Source organism: Flavobacterium sp. LK-23 (genome assembly GCF_058135255.1).
The window spans coordinates 695,662-711,555 of sequence record NZ_JBYUVT010000001.1; the positions used below are offsets into that span (position 1 = coordinate 695,662).

Genomic DNA, 15,894 nt, shown 5'->3' on the forward strand with positions numbered 1-15,894 from the left:
AATCATAAAATGTTAAGAGAAATATACATCACAGAAACGAATTGCATCACACCTTTAGGTTTTGATGTTGAATCTAATATCAGCGCCATTCTTCGTGGTGATTCTGGAATCCAACTTCATAATGATGTTTCTTTGATGCCGAATCCGTTTTATGCTTCGATTATTTCTGATGAAAAAATAAACAGTGCTTTTGCAAAAATAAGTATTGAAACCAAATATTCCCGTTTAGAAAAAATGATAATTTTGGCTTTAGAACCAATTATCAAAAATTCTGGAGTAGCATTAAATTCAAAAACCGCTTTTATTCTTTCTACTACAAAAGGAAATGTAACCGCTTTAGCAAATGATTCTGAAGAAAGTTTCAACAACGCACATTTAGATGTTTTAGCTAAAAACGTTGCCGATTTCTTCGGATTCCAAACTCAGCCAATTGTAGTTTCGAATGCCTGCGTTTCTGGAATTTTAGCCGTTTCTGTTGCTAAAAGAATGATTCAATCTACTCTTTATGACTACGTTTTTGTAGTGGCAGGCGATGAAGTTTCAGAATTTGTTTTGTCTGGTTTTAATGCATTCCAAGCGATGAGCGAATTGCCTTGCAAACCATATTCCAAAAACAGAACCGGAGTAAGTTTAGGCGAAGCGACAGCGGCAGTTTTAATTTCGGCGGAAGCCAAAAATGCTAAAATAAAAGTAATTGGCGACAGTTCGATAAACGATGCCAATCATATTTCGGGTCCTTCAAGAACAGGTGAAGGTTTGTTCAGAAGCATTCAAAATGCTTTGAAAGAAGCACAAATTGAAGCCAACAAATTAGATTATATTTCAGCACACGGAACTGCAACTCCTTACAATGACGAAATGGAAGCGATCGCTCTAACTCGTTTAGATTTACAAAATGTTCCCGTAAATAGTTTAAAAGGATTTTATGGTCATACACTTGGCGCTTCAGGATTATTGGAAACGGTAATTGCAATAGAATCTGCCAATCAAAATAAACTTTTTGAATCGAAAGGTTTTGATGAAATTGGGGTTAGCGAAACAATCAATGTGATTGAAAAAAATCAAGAAAAGAAGATTGAATATTTCCTTAAGACGGCTTCTGGTTTTGGAGGTTGTAATACGGCTGTAGTTTTTGAGAAAATGAATTTTAATTCATAATTGAAATGAAAATAATTACTTTTCTGTTTTTGTTTTTTTATTTAAATACTTGTGCACAAATTCAAGATGAATTTTTCGTTAATGATGTGAATTCTATAGAATTGTTGACAGTAAATTTTTGTGTTGATAATCTTGGGAAAACAAGTTCTGTTGTTGTAATTCCAGAAAAAACAACTTATAAAAATCAAGAAAATATTGCTCAGGTTGTAGCTTATCGAAAAGGAATAGAATATTATCCTGACAGTAAATTACGAAACAATTGTTATGACTTTATATTTAGATTTATCAATGCAAGGTTTGAAAATAAAAAACTTGAAGAATCTAAAATTTCAAAGTGTAAAGAATTCAAAAAGGGTATATTTAAATATAATGACGGTGCCTATTCTGATATAATTATAGAGAGAGACGAAAAATTTCAAGTAGAAAAAAATCAGAGTGGTTTTTCAAAATACAAAATCGATTGGATAAATGACACCAATTATGTGCTTACTTATTTAGAAGTAAGTGATAAGAATTTAGAATACTTAATTGGTGAAAAAATGAATGTCGAAATCATCGAAATTCTAGAAGATGGAAGTTATGTTTATAAAAGCAATTTATTAAATCGAACAAGTATAACTGGAATTATAAAACGAATAAATTAGCCTCTGATTTAAAAAATGACTCAAAACAAAACCTACATACAATCCTACATCACCATCCAAAACAACGAGATTGTTTTGAACGGAACTTCTGTATTCAAAATTGAACCAACCGATTTTGCTGATTTTTCTAAACAAGCCTATCGCAATTTTGAAATGCAATATCCAAAGTTTTTCAAAATGGATGCTTTGAGCAAACTGGCTTTTTTGGGATCAGAATTGCTTTTGAGTCCGATTACCTCAACCGAGCAGGAAAATAATATTGCTTTGGTTTTGGCCAATAAATCGTCAAGTTTGGATACCGATGTAAAATATCAGGAATCTATTTCAGACAAAGAAAACTATTATCCGAGTCCGGCGGTCTTTGTTTATACGCTGCCAAATATTTGTTTGGGCGAAATAAGTATCCGTCATCAGCTGAAAAGTGAAAATTCTTTCTTTATATTTGACACCTTTAACACCGAATTTATGTCGAATTATTCGAATATTCTTCTGAATACGAATAAAGCAGATGTGGTTTTGTGCGGTTGGGTAGAATATTTTAACGACAATTATAAAGCTTTTTTATGTACAATTAGTACAGAAGAAAATGCAAAATATACAAACGAGACTATCAATACATTATACAATAAATAATCATGGAAGCATTAAAAGAAGAATTAAAAAATAAAATCATAACAACTTTAAACCTTGAAGATATTGCAGTAGAAGATATTGCTGATAACGATCCTTTGTTTGGAGATGGTTTAGGTTTAGACTCGATTGATGCACTTGAATTGATCGTGATTTTAGATAAAGATTACGGAATTAAATTAGTAGATCCGAAAGAAGGGAAATCTATTTTCCAATCTATCGAAACTATGGCAGCATATATCAGCGCAAATAGAACGAAATAATCGGTAGAAATTTTGTCAAAGATTGCTAAAAAAGCTTAGCGACTCAGCGACTTTGCGAGATTAAATTTATAAGCTTTGTTTCTTAGCTGAGAAATATGCTCGCAAAGACGCGAAGACGCAAAGTTAATCTACAATCATAAATCTAAAATCTAAAATGGCAAGAGGTGTTGCAATAACGGGAATGGGAATTATCTCTGCGATTGGTAATTCGGTTGAGGAAAACTACATTTCCTTGACCGAAAACAAAATCGGTGTTTCTAGTATTCAAAATATTTCGACTGTTCATGCAGATGTTATCAAAGTTGGCGAAATAAAAAAAACCAACGAAGATCTTGTTGATGAACTGAAATTAAATGAGGATAATAATTTCTCGAGAACCGCTATGATTGGCACTTTAGCAGCAAAACAAGCTGTTGAAAATGCTGGCATTACCGATATAAATGAATTTAGAACGGGACTTATTTCGGCTACAAGCGTTGGCGGAATGGACATGACGGAAAGACATTATTACGATTATTTCGAAAAGCCAGAATTGACCAAGTACATTACTTGCCACGATGGCGGAGATGTTGCCGAAAAAATTGCTGAAGAATTAGGTTTAAAAGGAATGGTGACAACGATAAGTACTGCTTGTTCGTCTGCGGCCAATTCAATTATGTTGGGTGCAAGATTGATCAAAACGGGAAAATTAGATCGCGTAATTGTGGGCGGAGCCGATGCTTTGGCAAAATTCACCATCAACGGATTTAAGACTTTGATGATTTTATCTGACGATTACAACAAACCTTTTGACAATACCAGAAAAGGATTAAATCTTGGAGAAGCTGCCGCTTTTTTGGTTTTAGAATCAGATGAAATTGTTGAAAAACATAACAAAAAAGTATTGGCAAGAGTTTCGGGTTACGGAAATGCCAACGACGCTTTTCACCAAACTGCTTCTTCAGAAAATGGAGACGGCGCTTATTTGGCCATGAAAAAAGCGTTTGAAGTTTCGGGTTTAAAACCTTCTGAAATTGATTACATCAACGTGCACGGAACGGCAACGCCAAACAACGATTTATCTGAAGGAAGAGCTTTGCTTCGAATTTATGAAAACGAAAAAGTTCCAGATTTCAGTTCTACAAAACCTTTTACGGGACATACTTTAGCGGCTGCAGCTGCGATTGAAGCCGTTTACAGTGTTTTGGCAATTCAGAATAATGTGGTTTACCCAAATTTGAATTTTGAAGTTCCGATGGAAGAATTTGATTTGAAACCACAAACAACTTTAAAGAATAAAACTATCGAGCACGTTTTATCCAACTCTTTTGGTTTTGGAGGAAACTGTTCAACCCTTATATTTTCAAAAAGCTAATGACGAAGACATTTATAAATGGAGTAGGCTGTATTTCGACTCAAAAAACATTTGATACTGTTTTTTTGGAAGAAGCTATTGTAAATCATGAAGAAAATGTACTGGCAATTGTTCCGCCAGTATACAAAGAATATATTTCGCCTGCTGCCAGTCGTAGAATGGCAAAAGGTGTAAAAAACGGAATCGTAGCTTCGGCTTTGGCTATGAAAGATGCCAATATTGAAAAAGTCGATGCCATTATCACGGGAACTGGTTTAGGATGTATCGAAGATTCTGAAAAATTCCTGAAAAGTATTTTAGACAATAATGAAGAGTTTTTAACTCCGACTTCTTTCATTCAATCTACTCACAATACCGTTGGAGCACAAATTGCACTTTTACAGCAATGTAAAGGTTATAATTTTACCTACGTGAATGGTGCTGTTTCTTTTGAATCGGCTCTTATTGATGCTAAAATGCAGATTGAAGAAGCTGAAGCCAATTCAATTTTAGTGGGTGGTGTTGACGAAAATGGCGATTATACTACTTCGCTTTTTAAGCTAAACGGACGAATTAAAGCAGACAATTCTGCTCCGTACGATGTTCTAAATTCTTCAACAAGTGGAGCGGTTTATGGCGAAGGTGCTAGTTTTTTTGTTTTAGAAAACGAAAGAAAAGAAAACACTTATGCCGAACTTCTAGATGTTTCTATTGTAAATACTTTGGAAGAAAATGAAGTTCAAGCAGCAATTGTTTCGTTCTTAAAATCAAATAACTTAGAAATTTCAGATGTTGACGTGCTTGTTTTAGGTTTTGACGGAAATGTCGATTTTGAGAATTATTATAGAAATCTTGCCGAAAATGCATTTGCTCAAACTCCTGTTTTATATTACAAACATTTGAGCGGTGAATACGATACAGCTTCGGCTTTTGCTTTTTGGATGGCTGCTAAAATTTTGAAAACTCAAGAAATTCCTGAAATCGTAAAAGTAAATGCTGTCGAAAAATCAAGCTCCAAAACGATTTTGTTATACAATCAATTAAACGGAAAAAACCATAGTTTTACGCTGCTGTCAAAATGATAACGCACAAAAACATATCGCTGTTTTTTATCTTTTTATTGCTTTTATTGTTTCTTCTGAATCTGTATAACGCAATTCATTTTCTGTGGTTTGTGGTTATAATTCTACTTTGGATTGGAATAAATGCTTTTGGTTCTGCTAGAATTTCTTCCAATTATCATGTAAAAGCATTTTGCAATAATCCGTTAGAAACAGAAAAAAAAATTGCGCTTACTTTTGATGATGGTCCGAGCATTTATACGTTGGAAGTTTTAGAACTTTTAAAAAAATACAATGCCAAAGCGACCTTTTTCTGTATTGGAAAAAACATTGAAACACATCCCGAAATTCTCCAAAAAGTGATTGATGAAGGGCACTTGGTTGGAAATCATTCCTATTCTCATTCTAAGTTTTTTGATTTTTATAATGCAAAAAAAATAACCGAAGAACTTCAGAAAACAGACGCGCTTCTGGAAAAATTCACTTCCAAAAAAACAAACTTCTTTCGTCCGCCTTATGGAGTTACAACTCCTTCGATAAGAAGAGCTTTAAAAGTAACCGGACATAAAACAATTGGCTGGAATATTCGTTCGCTTGACGGAGGAACCAAAAATCAAGAATTAATTTTCAATCGACTCATTAAGCATATTTCTCCCGGCGGAATTGTACTTTTGCATGATACAGGAAAACATTCTGTTTTGGTCTTGGAACAGTTTTTGCAATTTTTACAGCAAAATAATTATGACGTGATTTCTGTTGAAGAATTACTGAAACTTAATGCTTATGAAATTGAACGCGGATAAAACAGATTCGCTTTCGCGAAGACGCGGATTGATAGGGATTTTATTAAATAATAATCTGTGGAAATCATTTTAATCTGTGGCAAAAAAAAAATTAAAGCACATTTTTGAGAAAACATGAAAACTAAAATAGCACTACTCATTCTATTTATTTCAGGCAATTTGTTCGCACAGGAACAAAAAATGACCGATGCCGAAATTGCTTCTTTTAAACAAGATGTAAATGTGGTGGCCAAAAAAATCAAAACGTTGACGACTGATTTTGTTCAGTACAAGCATTTAGATTTTTTATCGAAGGACATTGAAACTTCAGGAAAAATGGTTTTTAAAGAACCTGCTTTACTTCAATGGCAATATAAAAAACCGTACAATTATAGCATCACTTTCAAAAACGGAAAAATCCTGATTAACGATGAAGGAAAGAAAAGTGCGGTTGATATTGGAAACAGTAAAATCTTTGCCCGAATTAATAAATTGATTGTGGGAAGCGTGAGCGGCAATATGTTTGACGATAAAGAATTTATGATTTCGTATTTTAAATTGAAAGGTCAGAATCTGGCCAAATTTATTCCGAAAGATGCGACGCTTAAAAAATACATCAAACAAATTGAACTGACTTTTGACAAAGAGGAAGCGACTGTTGTTCAGGTAAAATTGTTAGAATCATCTGAAGATTATACCCGAATTGTACTTAAAAATAAAGTGATCAATGCAAAAATCGACGATTCAGTTTTTACTAATTAATTGCTTTCTGGCAATTGTATTAATTTCTTGTGGCTCGGTCACAAAAAATTATACGTCCAAAAAATTAGACAAAAAGTCCTATACGGTTCCGTATTTTTCAGACTCAAAAACCGATTATGTTTATAAAACCAACATTAGTGTTTACGGAAATGAATTGTCTGGAATTTTTATTGCCAAGAAAATAAATGACACCACACACCGAATTGTTTTTACAACCGAATTCGGAAACAAATTAATGGATTTCGAAATTTCAGAAACCGATTTTAAAGTCAATTCTATCGTTTCAGAATTGGATCGAAAAATATTGATCAATACTTTAAAAGAAGATTTCCGATTGCTTTTAAAGAAAGAATATTCGATTCAGGAACAATTCGAAAACGAATCGGATGACATTTACAAATCGGCAGATGGCAAACGCGACAATTACATTTTTATCTCCAAAAAAGATCAGAAATTAGAAAAGATCGTCCATGCATCTCAAACAAAAGAAAAATTTACACTGCTTTTCAGTTCAGAAAACAATATTTTTGCCGAAAGGATTCAGATAATCCATCAGAATATTAAATTGAAAATTGAACTGAATTATTTCAAATCAGAATAAAAACTTAAACTAATCCTAAACTTAAACCAAGCCCAAAATGAGAAAATTTGTTTTAATTGCATTTGTTTTATTAATCGGAATCCAAGCAGAAGCTCAAGTAAAAGTTAGTCCAGGACTAAGAGGTGGTTTGAATGTATCAACATTAACGAATATTGATGATAATAGCTCTAAAACTGATTTCTATGTTGGTGGATTGGTAAATATTAAATTCAATAAATTTTTCTCGGTTCAACCAGAGATAAATTATTCTAGACAAGGTGATGAAGGAAGATATTTTGAAAATGGCCGTTATTATTCTGAAAAGTATGAGTTGAATTATATAACACTGGGAGCGGTTGCAAAATTTAACTTTGGAGGTGGAGGTTTTCATTTATTAGCAGGCCCTTCTTTAGATTTAAAAGTTAGTGATAATTATATAAATACTAACCCCGAAGATTTTGATCTTGCATTTGTTGGAGGTCTTGGTTATACTTTACCAAATGGTTTAACTTTTGAAGCTCGACTTAAACAAGGATTAATTGATATTTATGGTTATAACGGATATGATTATGACAATAATGGATATTACTATAATGATGTAATCTTAAATCAAGTTTTCCAAATCGGAATTAGTTATACGTTTAAAACAAAATAAAAATGAATAAAAGAATATTCTTCTTTATTGCTGTTTTTTTCTCGCTTTTAAATATACAAGCGCAAGTATCAGTTAAACCAGGTTTAAGAGCTGGTTTAAGTTTTTCGACTATTTCTGAAATGCACGCCGATTATAAAACTGATTTTTATGCTGGTGGTTTTACAGAAATTAAGATAACAAGAATTTATTCCCTTCAGCCTGAAATTAATTACAGCAGACAAGGTTCTAATAATGTTGCGCGAAATTATTTTGATGAAAATACACAGACCAATAAAGTAGAACATTTAGATCTGGACATCAACTATTTGTCTCTTTCTATGATAAATAAGTTTACGTTGCCACAAGGAATTCAGTTTCAAGCAGGGCCAACATTAGATATTTTATTGAATGATAATCTTGCGGTTAGAAAAGCACAAAATGATCTTGGTTTGGTTTTAGGAGTCGCTTATGCCCTACCTTCAGGTTTGACATTTGAAGCTCGATTTAAAAAAGGACTGCTTGATGTTTTAAGCAGCGATTATTATCAAAACGACTCCAATAACCATTATTTATTTGGAGATTATAACACAAATATTAATTTTCAGTTAGGGGTTTCCTATTCATTTGGAAAATAAAAAATATGATTTTACAAGATTTTTATAAAATACTATCAGAAGAAAAAGTATCTGATTCAAAATATACGATTACAATTTTAGTCAACGAAAAACACGAGGTTTTTAAAGGACATTTCCCTGGAAATCCAATTATGCCTGGTGTTTGTATGATTCAGATTATCAAAGAACTTACAGAATCTATTACCAAAAGTTCGCTGATGATCCAGTCTTTGGCAAATGTAAAATTCATGGCGCTGATTAATCCAGAGGTTACTCCAGAATTGCGATTGGAATTGGATGTTACAACAACTGAAGACGGTTTGGTAAAAGTGAAAAACACGACTTACTTTAACGACACAACTGCTCTTAAATTGAGTAATGTGTACAAAAAAATATAATTATGAAACTATTACTGACCTTATTTTTATGGATAGGTTTTGCTGGAACGCCAGATTTGGCTTCGATACGCAAAATGTATTCTGATGTGGCAAAATCAGAAACCAACGCCAAAGACTTTGTAGACAAACTTGCGGGTGTTTCAAGCAATGATGATAAAATTTTACTGGCTTATAAAGCAGCTTCTATTTTATTGGATTCTAAATTTGAAAAAAAATTAAGCCAGAAAATGGAACGTTTTAAAGAAGGTGCAAAATTGCTTGAAGCAACAATAAAAAGTGATCCAAGCAATATCGAAATGCGAATGATTCGATTGAGTATTCAGGAAAATGTTCCTGGTATTACAGGCTACAAGAAAAACATTAAAGAAGATAAAAAATTCATAACCACGTATTATGCATCACAAGGTGCGGCTTTGAAAGATTATCTTAAAGACTTTGTTTTACAATCTAAAAGTTTCTCCGAAAAAGAGAAGCAATTTGTAAAGTAAGCTCAATAAAACCTCATGAAATCACAGCAAGAATTACTTAGTTCGACCAACTTTTGCGTTATTGTGCCTACGTACAATAATCAAAAAACGCTGAAAAAAGTATTGGATTCTATTTTAGATTTCACCACAAATGTTATTATTGTCAATGACGGCTCAACTGATTCTACGAGCGAAATTCTAAAATCATATTCACAGCTTACTCAAATTCACCATCCTAAAAATTTAGGAAAAGGACGAGCGCTAAGAAACGGATTTAGAAAAGCGCTTGAATTGGATTTTGAATACGCCATAACAATCGATTCTGACGGACAGCATTTTCCAACAGATATTCCTGTTTTCTTGGAAGCAATTCAAGATGAGCCAAACGCTCTCTTGATTGGAAGCCGAAATATGACTCAGGAAAATGTTCCGAAGAAAAGCAGTTTTGGCAACAAGTTTTCTAATTTTTGGTTCAAGTTTGAAACTGGAATAAAACTAGACGACACACAATCTGGATTTAGATTGTATCCGCTTCGATTACTGCCAAAACGTTTTTATACCAATAAATTTGAATTTGAAATCGAAGTTATCGTGCGTGCTGCTTGGAAAGGAATTACAGTAAAAAATATTCCGATTCAGGTTTTATACGATCCTGCAGAAAGAGTTTCACATTTTCGTCCGTTTCAAGATTTTACCCGAATTAGTATTTTAAATACCGTTTTGGTTACTAATGCTTTGCTTTATATAAAGCCAAGAGATTTTTTTAGAAGAGCTAAAAAAAAAGGTTTTAAAAAATTCTTTTTAGAAGATATTTTAGAAAGCAACGATTCTAATTTTAAAAAATCTGCAGCAATCGCTTTAGGTGTTTTTATCGGACTTTCTCCTTTTTGGGGATTTCAAACCATTTTGCTTTTTACTTTTGCCGCTTTATTTAGGCTAAACAAAGTCATTGCTTATCTTACTTCAAATGTAAGTTTTCCGCCTTTTATTCCGTTTATTATTTATGCTTCGCTTCAAGTTGGGAGTGTTTTTGTGTCCAGCGATGCGCCACTGATTTTAGACAGTTCAATTACGCTCGATGATATTCAAAAAAATGCTACGCAATATATCGTAGGAAGTCTTATTTTAGCAACCGTTTCAGCGCTATCAGTTGGTCTTATAAGTTATTTGCTTTTAAACGCTTTTAGTTCTAAAAACAAACCGAATATTTAAGTTAAGTTTGCCACAGATTAAAAGGATTAAAATGATTTTTACATCCAGTTTGTCAGGCTGAGCGAAGTCGAAGCCCACGTCCAATTGGAACGCCCTTCGACTTCGCTCAGGGTGACAAACTAAAGCTAATCTTTTTATCTATGGCAAAAAAATAAAATTACCATGCATCAATACTTCTACGCCATTCATTTATTTGTAAATCGAAGAAAATCTCTTTCGGTTCTATTGGCTGTTCTGATGCTTCTGGTTTTTGGATTTTTCGCTTCAAGATTAAAATTTGAAGAAGATATCACCAAACTTATTCCGACAAACGATAAAACCGATGTTACTGCCAAAGTCTTAAAACAATTAAATTTTGCGGATAAAACAACCGTAATTTTTAGCTTGGATAAAAATGGTTCTGCCGAGGATTTGAAAGAAATGGCCACTATATTTTCAGACAGCGTTTCTAAATCTTGCAAACCTTACATAACCGGAATTCAAGGAAAAATAGACGAAGAAAACATTCAGGAAACTATCGATTTTGTTTACAATAATCTTCCTCTTTTTCTAGATGATAAAGATTATACAGCTATTGAAAAGAAACTCCAAAAAGATAGTATTGCGGCAACCGTTCAAGGAAATTACAAATCGATTATTTCTCCGTCTGGATTTATAACCAAAGATTTTATTCTGCAAGATCCGTTTGGGATTTCTTTTATCGCTTTAAAAAAGTTACAGCAATTAAATATTGGCGACGATTTTACGCTCGAAAATGGCTTTGTAATGACAAAAGATAAAAAGAAATTACTGCTTTTTATCACATCCAATATTCCGTCAAGCGAAACAGAAAAGAATACCATTTTTGCTGAAAAACTAAAATCAATCCAGGAAAATCTAAATACACAATTTAAAGGAAAAACTTCGATCAGTTATTTTGGTTCTGCTTTAATTGCGGTTGCCAATGCCAATCAGATTAAAGGAGATATTATTTTGACAACATCAATCGCGATGTTTACTTTAATGCTGATTCTGATTTTATTTTATCGTAAAGTATTAATTCCGCTAATTATTTTTCTGCCAACCGTTTTTGGCGGTTTGTTTGCTGTGGCATTTTTATATTTCGTTAGAGAACAAATCTCAGCAATTTCATTAGGAATCGGTTCTATTTTATTAGGAATCACGATTGATTATTCTATTCATATTCTTACACACTACAAGCATAATAGCGATGTAAAAACATTGTACAAAGACATTACAATGCCAGTTATTATGAGCAGTTCTACAACTGCGGTTGCTTTTTTATGTCTGCTTTTTGTAAAATCGGATGCCTTAAACGATCTCGGAATTTTCGCTGCTGTTATCGTTATGGCTTCAGCTATTTTCTCTCTTTTGATTATTCCTCATTTATATAAACCAAAAGAAAATCCGGCAGATCATAAAAAGAATGTGATCGATAAAATGGCTCATTTTTCTTTTCACAACAATAAAATCTTAATTGGACTTTGTGTTATCATTACCATTATTTGCTGTTTTACTTATAATGATGTGGGTTTCAATAACGATTTATCACAGCTGAATTTTATTCCGAAAGAAATTAAGGCAGCTGAAAAACAGTTGGAGGAAAGCACGAGTTTAACTTCCAAAACGATTTATGTCGCTTCTTACGGAAAAACGATGGAAGAAGCTTTAGAGCATAATAGCAAACTTTTTGATGATTTATCTACAGCAAAAAATCAGGATAAAATTTTAAATTTCAGTTCAGTTGGCGGCATTGTACTTTCGCAACAAGCTCAAATAGAAAAAATTAAGAAATGGAATTCGTTCTGGACTTCACAGAAAAAAGAATTCATAAAATCAGAATTAATTGCCGAAGGTTCTAAGCTTGGCTTTAAACCAACAACATACAATCTGTTTTTTGATCATTTAGATTTCAATTTCAAACCTGTTTCTGCGTCTGAATTTTTAAAAATTAAAGCGCTCCAGTTACAAGAGTTTATAACCGAAAAAAATGGTTTTTATACGATTTCAACTTTAGTAAAAGTATCGCCAGAACAACGTGATGTTTTTGTAAAATCGGCTTCAGCGAAAGAAAACGTAATTGCGATTGATCGCCAGCAGATGAACGAAACGTTTTTCAGCACTTTAAAAACCGATTTTAATTCGCTTGTCAATTATTCATTTGTAGCTGTAATTTTAATTCTATTTTTCTTTTTCCGAAGAATCGAATTGGTGATCATCAGCTGTATTCCAATTGCTTTAACTGGAATTGTAACGGCAGGAATTATGGGGCTTTTTGGCATTCAAATGAACATTTTCAGTATGATTGTCTGCACTTTGATTTTTGGTCACGGAGTTGATTTTAGTATTTTCATGACCAGCGCCTTGCAAAAAGAATACACCAATGGCGTTAACGAAATTGCCATTTACAGAACTTCAATTATTCTGGCCGTTATCACGACAATCTTAGGAATCGGTGCGATGATTTTTGCTAAACATCCTGCGCTTACTTCCATTTCTCTGGTTTCATTAATCGGAGTTTTTGCAGCGTTGATTATTACTTTTATTTTCTATCCCATTTTATTCAAACTGTTTTTATCGAATCGTCCTAAAAAAGGAAATCCGCCTTTTCAATTGCGAACATTTGTTCATGGTGTAATTTCGTTTGCGTATTATGGTTTGGGCGGAATCGTAATGTCGATTTTCAGTTTTACTATAATGCCGATTTTGCCTTTTAGTAAAAAATCAAAAATGAAAGCTTTCCGATATGTGATTTCAAAATTCATGAAATCGGTATTGTATTCGAATCCGTTTATTCGCAAAAAAGTCGTTAATAATTTCAATGAAACTTTTGAGAAACCAGCCGTAATTATTGCCAATCATTCTTCGTTTCTAGACATTTTAGCAATCGGAATGCTGAGTCCAAAAATCATTTTCTTGGTAAGCGACTGGGTTTACAACTCTCCAATTTTTGGCGGTGTTGTGAGAAAAGCAGGTTTTTATCCCGTTTCTGAAGGTTTGGAAGGCGGCGTTGAACATTTACGCAAAAAAGTAGAACAAGGTTATTCTTTAATGGTTTTTCCAGAAGGAACACGTTCAGAAAATAATGTGGTGAAACGATTCCACAAAGGTGCATTTTTCCTAGCCGAAGAATTTAAAATTGATATTATTCCGGTGGTTATTCATGGTGCTTCGGAGTTAATTCCAAAAGGCGATTTTGTCATTCACCACGGAAAATTGACCGTTACTATTTTAGAAAGAATTGCTCCAGATGATCTTTCTTTTGGAACTAATTATACCGAAAGAACCAAACAAATAAGTACTTTCTTTAAAGCCGAATATCGCAAAATAAGACAAGAACTTGAAGGTCCAGATTATTTCAAAACAATGCTAATCAACAGTTACGACTATAAAGAAATCGAGGTTGGAAATAGCGTGAAAAAAGATTTGAAACAGAATCTGGAAGTTTATTATAATTTAAACAAACACATTACACCAAAAGCAAAAATCCTTCATTTAGGAAATGATTACGGCCAGTTGGATATTTTGCTCGCTTTGCAGGAACCACAGCGAAAAATAGTTTCTTTTATAAATGATGAAGAAAAATTGCTGGTTGCCAAAACGAATTATATCGTTACAAAGAGAAAAATAGTTTATCTCGACAAATTAGAATCCGCACTTGAAAGTCATTTTGATGTACTCTTAATTTCTGATGAAAGTTATAACGTAGAAATCGAAAAAGTAATTTCTAATGTTTCTATTATAATTTTAGTCAATTGTTCTCGTTTGAAAAATCAGTTTGAGAATTTTGAAATTGCTTCTGAAGAAAATGCTTTGCTAGTTTTAAAGAAAAAAGAATGAAAAAACAGTACGATGTAGTCATAATTGGCAGCGGTTTAGGCGGATTGGTTTCTGCGGTAATTCTGGCGAAAGAAGGCTACAGCGTTTGTGTACTCGAAAAAAACAATCAATATGGTGGAAATCTTCAGACTTTCGTAAGAGATAAAACCATTTTTGATACGGGAATTCATTATATCGGAGGTTTAGGCGAAGGCCAGAATCTTCATCAATATTTCAAATATATTGGAATAATGGATCATTTGAATCTAAAAAAACTGGACGAAAATGGTTTTGATATTATTTCTTTTGATGACGATCAAACTGAATATCCGCATGCTCAGGGTTTCGAAAATTTCATTCAGCAACTGACAAAATACTTTCCTGAAGAAAAAGAAAATCTCGAACAATATTGCCAGAAAATAAAAACGGTCTGCAAAGCATTTCCGCTTTACAATCTAGAATCGGAAGGAAAATATGATGATGAAATTTTAGCGCTTAACGCAAAAGAAACGATTGATTCTTTTACTCAAAATGAAAAGCTGAAAGCTGTTTTGGCTGGATCTAATTTTCTCTACGCCGGAATTCCTGATAAATCGCCTTTTTACGTTCATGCGCTTGTAGTCAATTCGTATATCGAAAGTTCGTGGCGATGTGTAAATGGCGGAAGTCAGATTACCAAACAATTGCTGAAACAATTAAAAAAATATGGTGGTGAGTTTTTCAAACACAAAGAAGTCACAAAAATCGAAGTCGAAAACCAAAAGGTAAATTCGGTACAAATGAAAGACGGAACCGAAGTTTCTGGATCGTATTTTATTTCGAACATCGAACCTAAAACGACTTTGAAAATGGCTGGTCAGGAAAACTTTAGAAAACCGTTTTTCAATAGAATTCAAAATCTGGAAAGCGTACTTTCTGCTTTCAGTTTATACATTGTTTTTAAACCTAAAACTTTTAAATACATCAATCATAATTATTACCATTTTAAAAGTGCTAATGATGTTTGGACTGCTTATGATTATGACGAAAATTCGTGGCCAAAAACTTTTATGGCTTCTATGAATCCGTCGAAAAAAGACGAAGAATGGGCAGACGGAATGACTTTTTTGACTTATATGAAATATGATGATGTCAAAGCTTGGGAAAACACTTTCAATACTACTTTTGAAGAAAACGACCGAGGAGAAAGTTATGAGGATTTCAAAGCTAAAAAAGCTGCCAAGTTTTTAGAAGAAATCGGGAAAAAATTTCCTGGAATAAAAGAATGTATTAAATCGGTTCATACTTCTACTCCACTTTCCTATCGCGATTATATTGGCGGAGACGGCGGAAATATGTACGGATATGTTAAAGATTCAAATAATCCGATGAAAACTATGATTCCGACTAAAACTAAGGTAGAAAATCTTTATCTTACAGGCCAAAGTATTAACATGCATGGTGTCTTGGGTGTTACGGTTGGAGCGGTCATAACTTGCTCTGAAATTGTAGGAAAAGAATATCTGCTGGAAAAAATTAAAAAAGCATCTGAATAATT

At 33.1% G+C, this 15,894-nt stretch carries 16 protein-coding genes; all 16 read left to right on the plus strand.

Annotated elements, in window-relative coordinates:
- Positions 1-9 precede the first annotated feature (9 nt).
- The 16 genes from AC3Y25_RS02990 to AC3Y25_RS03065 all read left to right on the plus strand — a co-directional run bounded on the left by AC3Y25_RS02990 (position 10) and on the right by AC3Y25_RS03065 (position 15,892).
- Positions 10-1,158, plus strand: a complete 1,149-nt coding sequence (locus AC3Y25_RS02990) for a beta-ketoacyl synthase N-terminal-like domain-containing protein (RefSeq protein ID WP_489901682.1) — start codon at positions 10-12, stop codon at positions 1,156-1,158.
- 5 nt (positions 1,159-1,163) lie between these two features.
- Positions 1,164-1,802, plus strand: a complete 639-nt coding sequence (locus AC3Y25_RS02995) for a hypothetical protein (protein ID WP_489901683.1) — start codon at positions 1,164-1,166, stop codon at positions 1,800-1,802.
- A 15-nt stretch (positions 1,803-1,817) separates the two neighbouring features.
- A complete protein-coding gene (locus tag AC3Y25_RS03000) occupies positions 1,818-2,435 on the plus strand; it encodes a 3-oxoacyl-ACP synthase (protein ID WP_198855005.1) in 618 nt (205 codons plus the stop codon).
- Between the two features lie 2 nt (positions 2,436-2,437).
- Positions 2,438-2,695 carry a phosphopantetheine-binding protein gene (locus tag AC3Y25_RS03005; RefSeq protein WP_111378796.1) on the plus strand — a complete coding sequence of 86 codons (258 nt, stop codon included), beginning with the start codon at positions 2,438-2,440 and terminating at the stop codon, positions 2,693-2,695.
- Between the two features lie 154 nt (positions 2,696-2,849).
- Positions 2,850-4,049: a beta-ketoacyl-[acyl-carrier-protein] synthase family protein gene (locus AC3Y25_RS03010; RefSeq protein ID WP_489901684.1), complete on the plus strand. Its 1,200-nt coding sequence runs from the start codon at positions 2,850-2,852 to the stop codon at positions 4,047-4,049.
- Positions 4,049-5,110, plus strand: coding sequence for a beta-ketoacyl synthase N-terminal-like domain-containing protein (locus AC3Y25_RS03015; protein ID WP_489901685.1), 1,062 nt, complete (start codon positions 4,049-4,051; stop codon positions 5,108-5,110). Before AC3Y25_RS03010 ends, AC3Y25_RS03015 begins: the two co-directional genes overlap by 1 nt.
- A 92-nt stretch (positions 5,111-5,202) precedes the next feature.
- Positions 5,203-5,892 (plus strand): polysaccharide deacetylase family protein, encoded by a 690-nt coding sequence (locus AC3Y25_RS03020; RefSeq protein ID WP_489901686.1) that lies wholly within the window; start codon positions 5,203-5,205, stop codon positions 5,890-5,892.
- A gap of 114 nt (positions 5,893-6,006) precedes the next feature.
- Positions 6,007-6,633, plus strand: coding sequence for a flexirubin biosynthesis/transport protein LolA2 (gene lolA2 / locus AC3Y25_RS03025; RefSeq protein ID WP_489901687.1), 627 nt, complete (start codon positions 6,007-6,009; stop codon positions 6,631-6,633).
- A complete protein-coding gene (gene lolB2 / locus AC3Y25_RS03030) occupies positions 6,599-7,234 on the plus strand; it encodes a flexirubin biosynthesis protein LolB2 (protein ID WP_489901688.1) in 636 nt (211 codons plus the stop codon). The genes lolA2 and lolB2 overlap by 35 nt, the downstream gene beginning before the upstream one ends.
- Positions 7,235-7,271: 37 nt before the next feature.
- Complete coding sequence (locus tag AC3Y25_RS03035) at positions 7,272-7,868, plus strand: porin family protein (RefSeq protein ID WP_095930630.1); 597 nt, start codon at positions 7,272-7,274, stop codon at positions 7,866-7,868.
- A gap of 2 nt (positions 7,869-7,870) precedes the next feature.
- Entirely contained in the window at positions 7,871-8,482 is a 612-nt protein-coding gene (locus tag AC3Y25_RS03040; protein WP_489901689.1) for an outer membrane beta-barrel protein, read from the plus strand.
- 5 nt (positions 8,483-8,487) lie between these two features.
- Positions 8,488-8,859 carry an ApeI family dehydratase gene (locus AC3Y25_RS03045; protein ID WP_308067772.1) on the plus strand — a complete coding sequence of 124 codons (372 nt, stop codon included), beginning with the start codon at positions 8,488-8,490 and terminating at the stop codon, positions 8,857-8,859.
- A 2-nt stretch (positions 8,860-8,861) separates the two neighbouring features.
- Positions 8,862-9,347: a hypothetical protein gene (locus tag AC3Y25_RS03050; protein ID WP_489901690.1), complete on the plus strand. Its 486-nt coding sequence runs from the start codon at positions 8,862-8,864 to the stop codon at positions 9,345-9,347.
- Between the two features lie 15 nt (positions 9,348-9,362).
- Positions 9,363-10,538, plus strand: a complete 1,176-nt coding sequence (locus tag AC3Y25_RS03055; protein WP_489901691.1) for a DUF2062 domain-containing protein — start codon at positions 9,363-9,365, stop codon at positions 10,536-10,538.
- Positions 10,539-10,700: 162 nt separating this feature from the next.
- Positions 10,701-14,378: a 1-acyl-sn-glycerol-3-phosphate acyltransferase gene (locus AC3Y25_RS03060; protein WP_489901692.1), complete on the plus strand. Its 3,678-nt coding sequence runs from the start codon at positions 10,701-10,703 to the stop codon at positions 14,376-14,378.
- Positions 14,375-15,892, plus strand: coding sequence for a phytoene desaturase family protein (locus AC3Y25_RS03065; protein ID WP_489901693.1), 1,518 nt, complete (start codon positions 14,375-14,377; stop codon positions 15,890-15,892). Before AC3Y25_RS03060 ends, AC3Y25_RS03065 begins: the two co-directional genes overlap by 4 nt.
- Positions 15,893-15,894: the final 2 nt, after the last annotated feature.

Excerpts from the sequence above, each read along its gene's own strand:
- AC3Y25_RS02990 (WP_489901682.1), top strand. The coding sequence starts at position 10 with ATGTTAAGAGAAATATACATCACAGAAACGAATTGCATCACACCTTTA.
- AC3Y25_RS02995 (WP_489901683.1), top strand. The coding sequence starts at position 1,164 with ATGAAAATAATTACTTTTCTGTTTTTGTTTTTTTATTTAAATACTTGT.
- AC3Y25_RS03000 (WP_198855005.1), top strand. The coding sequence starts at position 1,818 with ATGACTCAAAACAAAACCTACATACAATCCTACATCACCATCCAAAAC.
- AC3Y25_RS03005 (WP_111378796.1), top strand. The coding sequence starts at position 2,438 with ATGGAAGCATTAAAAGAAGAATTAAAAAATAAAATCATAACAACTTTA.
- AC3Y25_RS03010 (WP_489901684.1), top strand. The coding sequence starts at position 2,850 with ATGGCAAGAGGTGTTGCAATAACGGGAATGGGAATTATCTCTGCGATT.
- AC3Y25_RS03015 (WP_489901685.1), top strand. The coding sequence starts at position 4,049 with ATGACGAAGACATTTATAAATGGAGTAGGCTGTATTTCGACTCAAAAA.
- lolA2 (WP_489901687.1), top strand. The coding sequence starts at position 6,007 with ATGAAAACTAAAATAGCACTACTCATTCTATTTATTTCAGGCAATTTG.
- lolB2 (WP_489901688.1), top strand. The coding sequence starts at position 6,599 with ATGCAAAAATCGACGATTCAGTTTTTACTAATTAATTGCTTTCTGGCA.
- AC3Y25_RS03035 (WP_095930630.1), top strand. The coding sequence starts at position 7,272 with ATGAGAAAATTTGTTTTAATTGCATTTGTTTTATTAATCGGAATCCAA.
- AC3Y25_RS03040 (WP_489901689.1), top strand. The coding sequence starts at position 7,871 with ATGAATAAAAGAATATTCTTCTTTATTGCTGTTTTTTTCTCGCTTTTA.
- AC3Y25_RS03045 (WP_308067772.1), top strand. The coding sequence starts at position 8,488 with ATGATTTTACAAGATTTTTATAAAATACTATCAGAAGAAAAAGTATCT.
- AC3Y25_RS03050 (WP_489901690.1), top strand. The coding sequence starts at position 8,862 with ATGAAACTATTACTGACCTTATTTTTATGGATAGGTTTTGCTGGAACG.
- AC3Y25_RS03055 (WP_489901691.1), top strand. The coding sequence starts at position 9,363 with ATGAAATCACAGCAAGAATTACTTAGTTCGACCAACTTTTGCGTTATT.
- AC3Y25_RS03060 (WP_489901692.1), top strand. The coding sequence starts at position 10,701 with ATGCATCAATACTTCTACGCCATTCATTTATTTGTAAATCGAAGAAAA.
- AC3Y25_RS03065 (WP_489901693.1), top strand. The coding sequence starts at position 14,375 with ATGAAAAAACAGTACGATGTAGTCATAATTGGCAGCGGTTTAGGCGGA.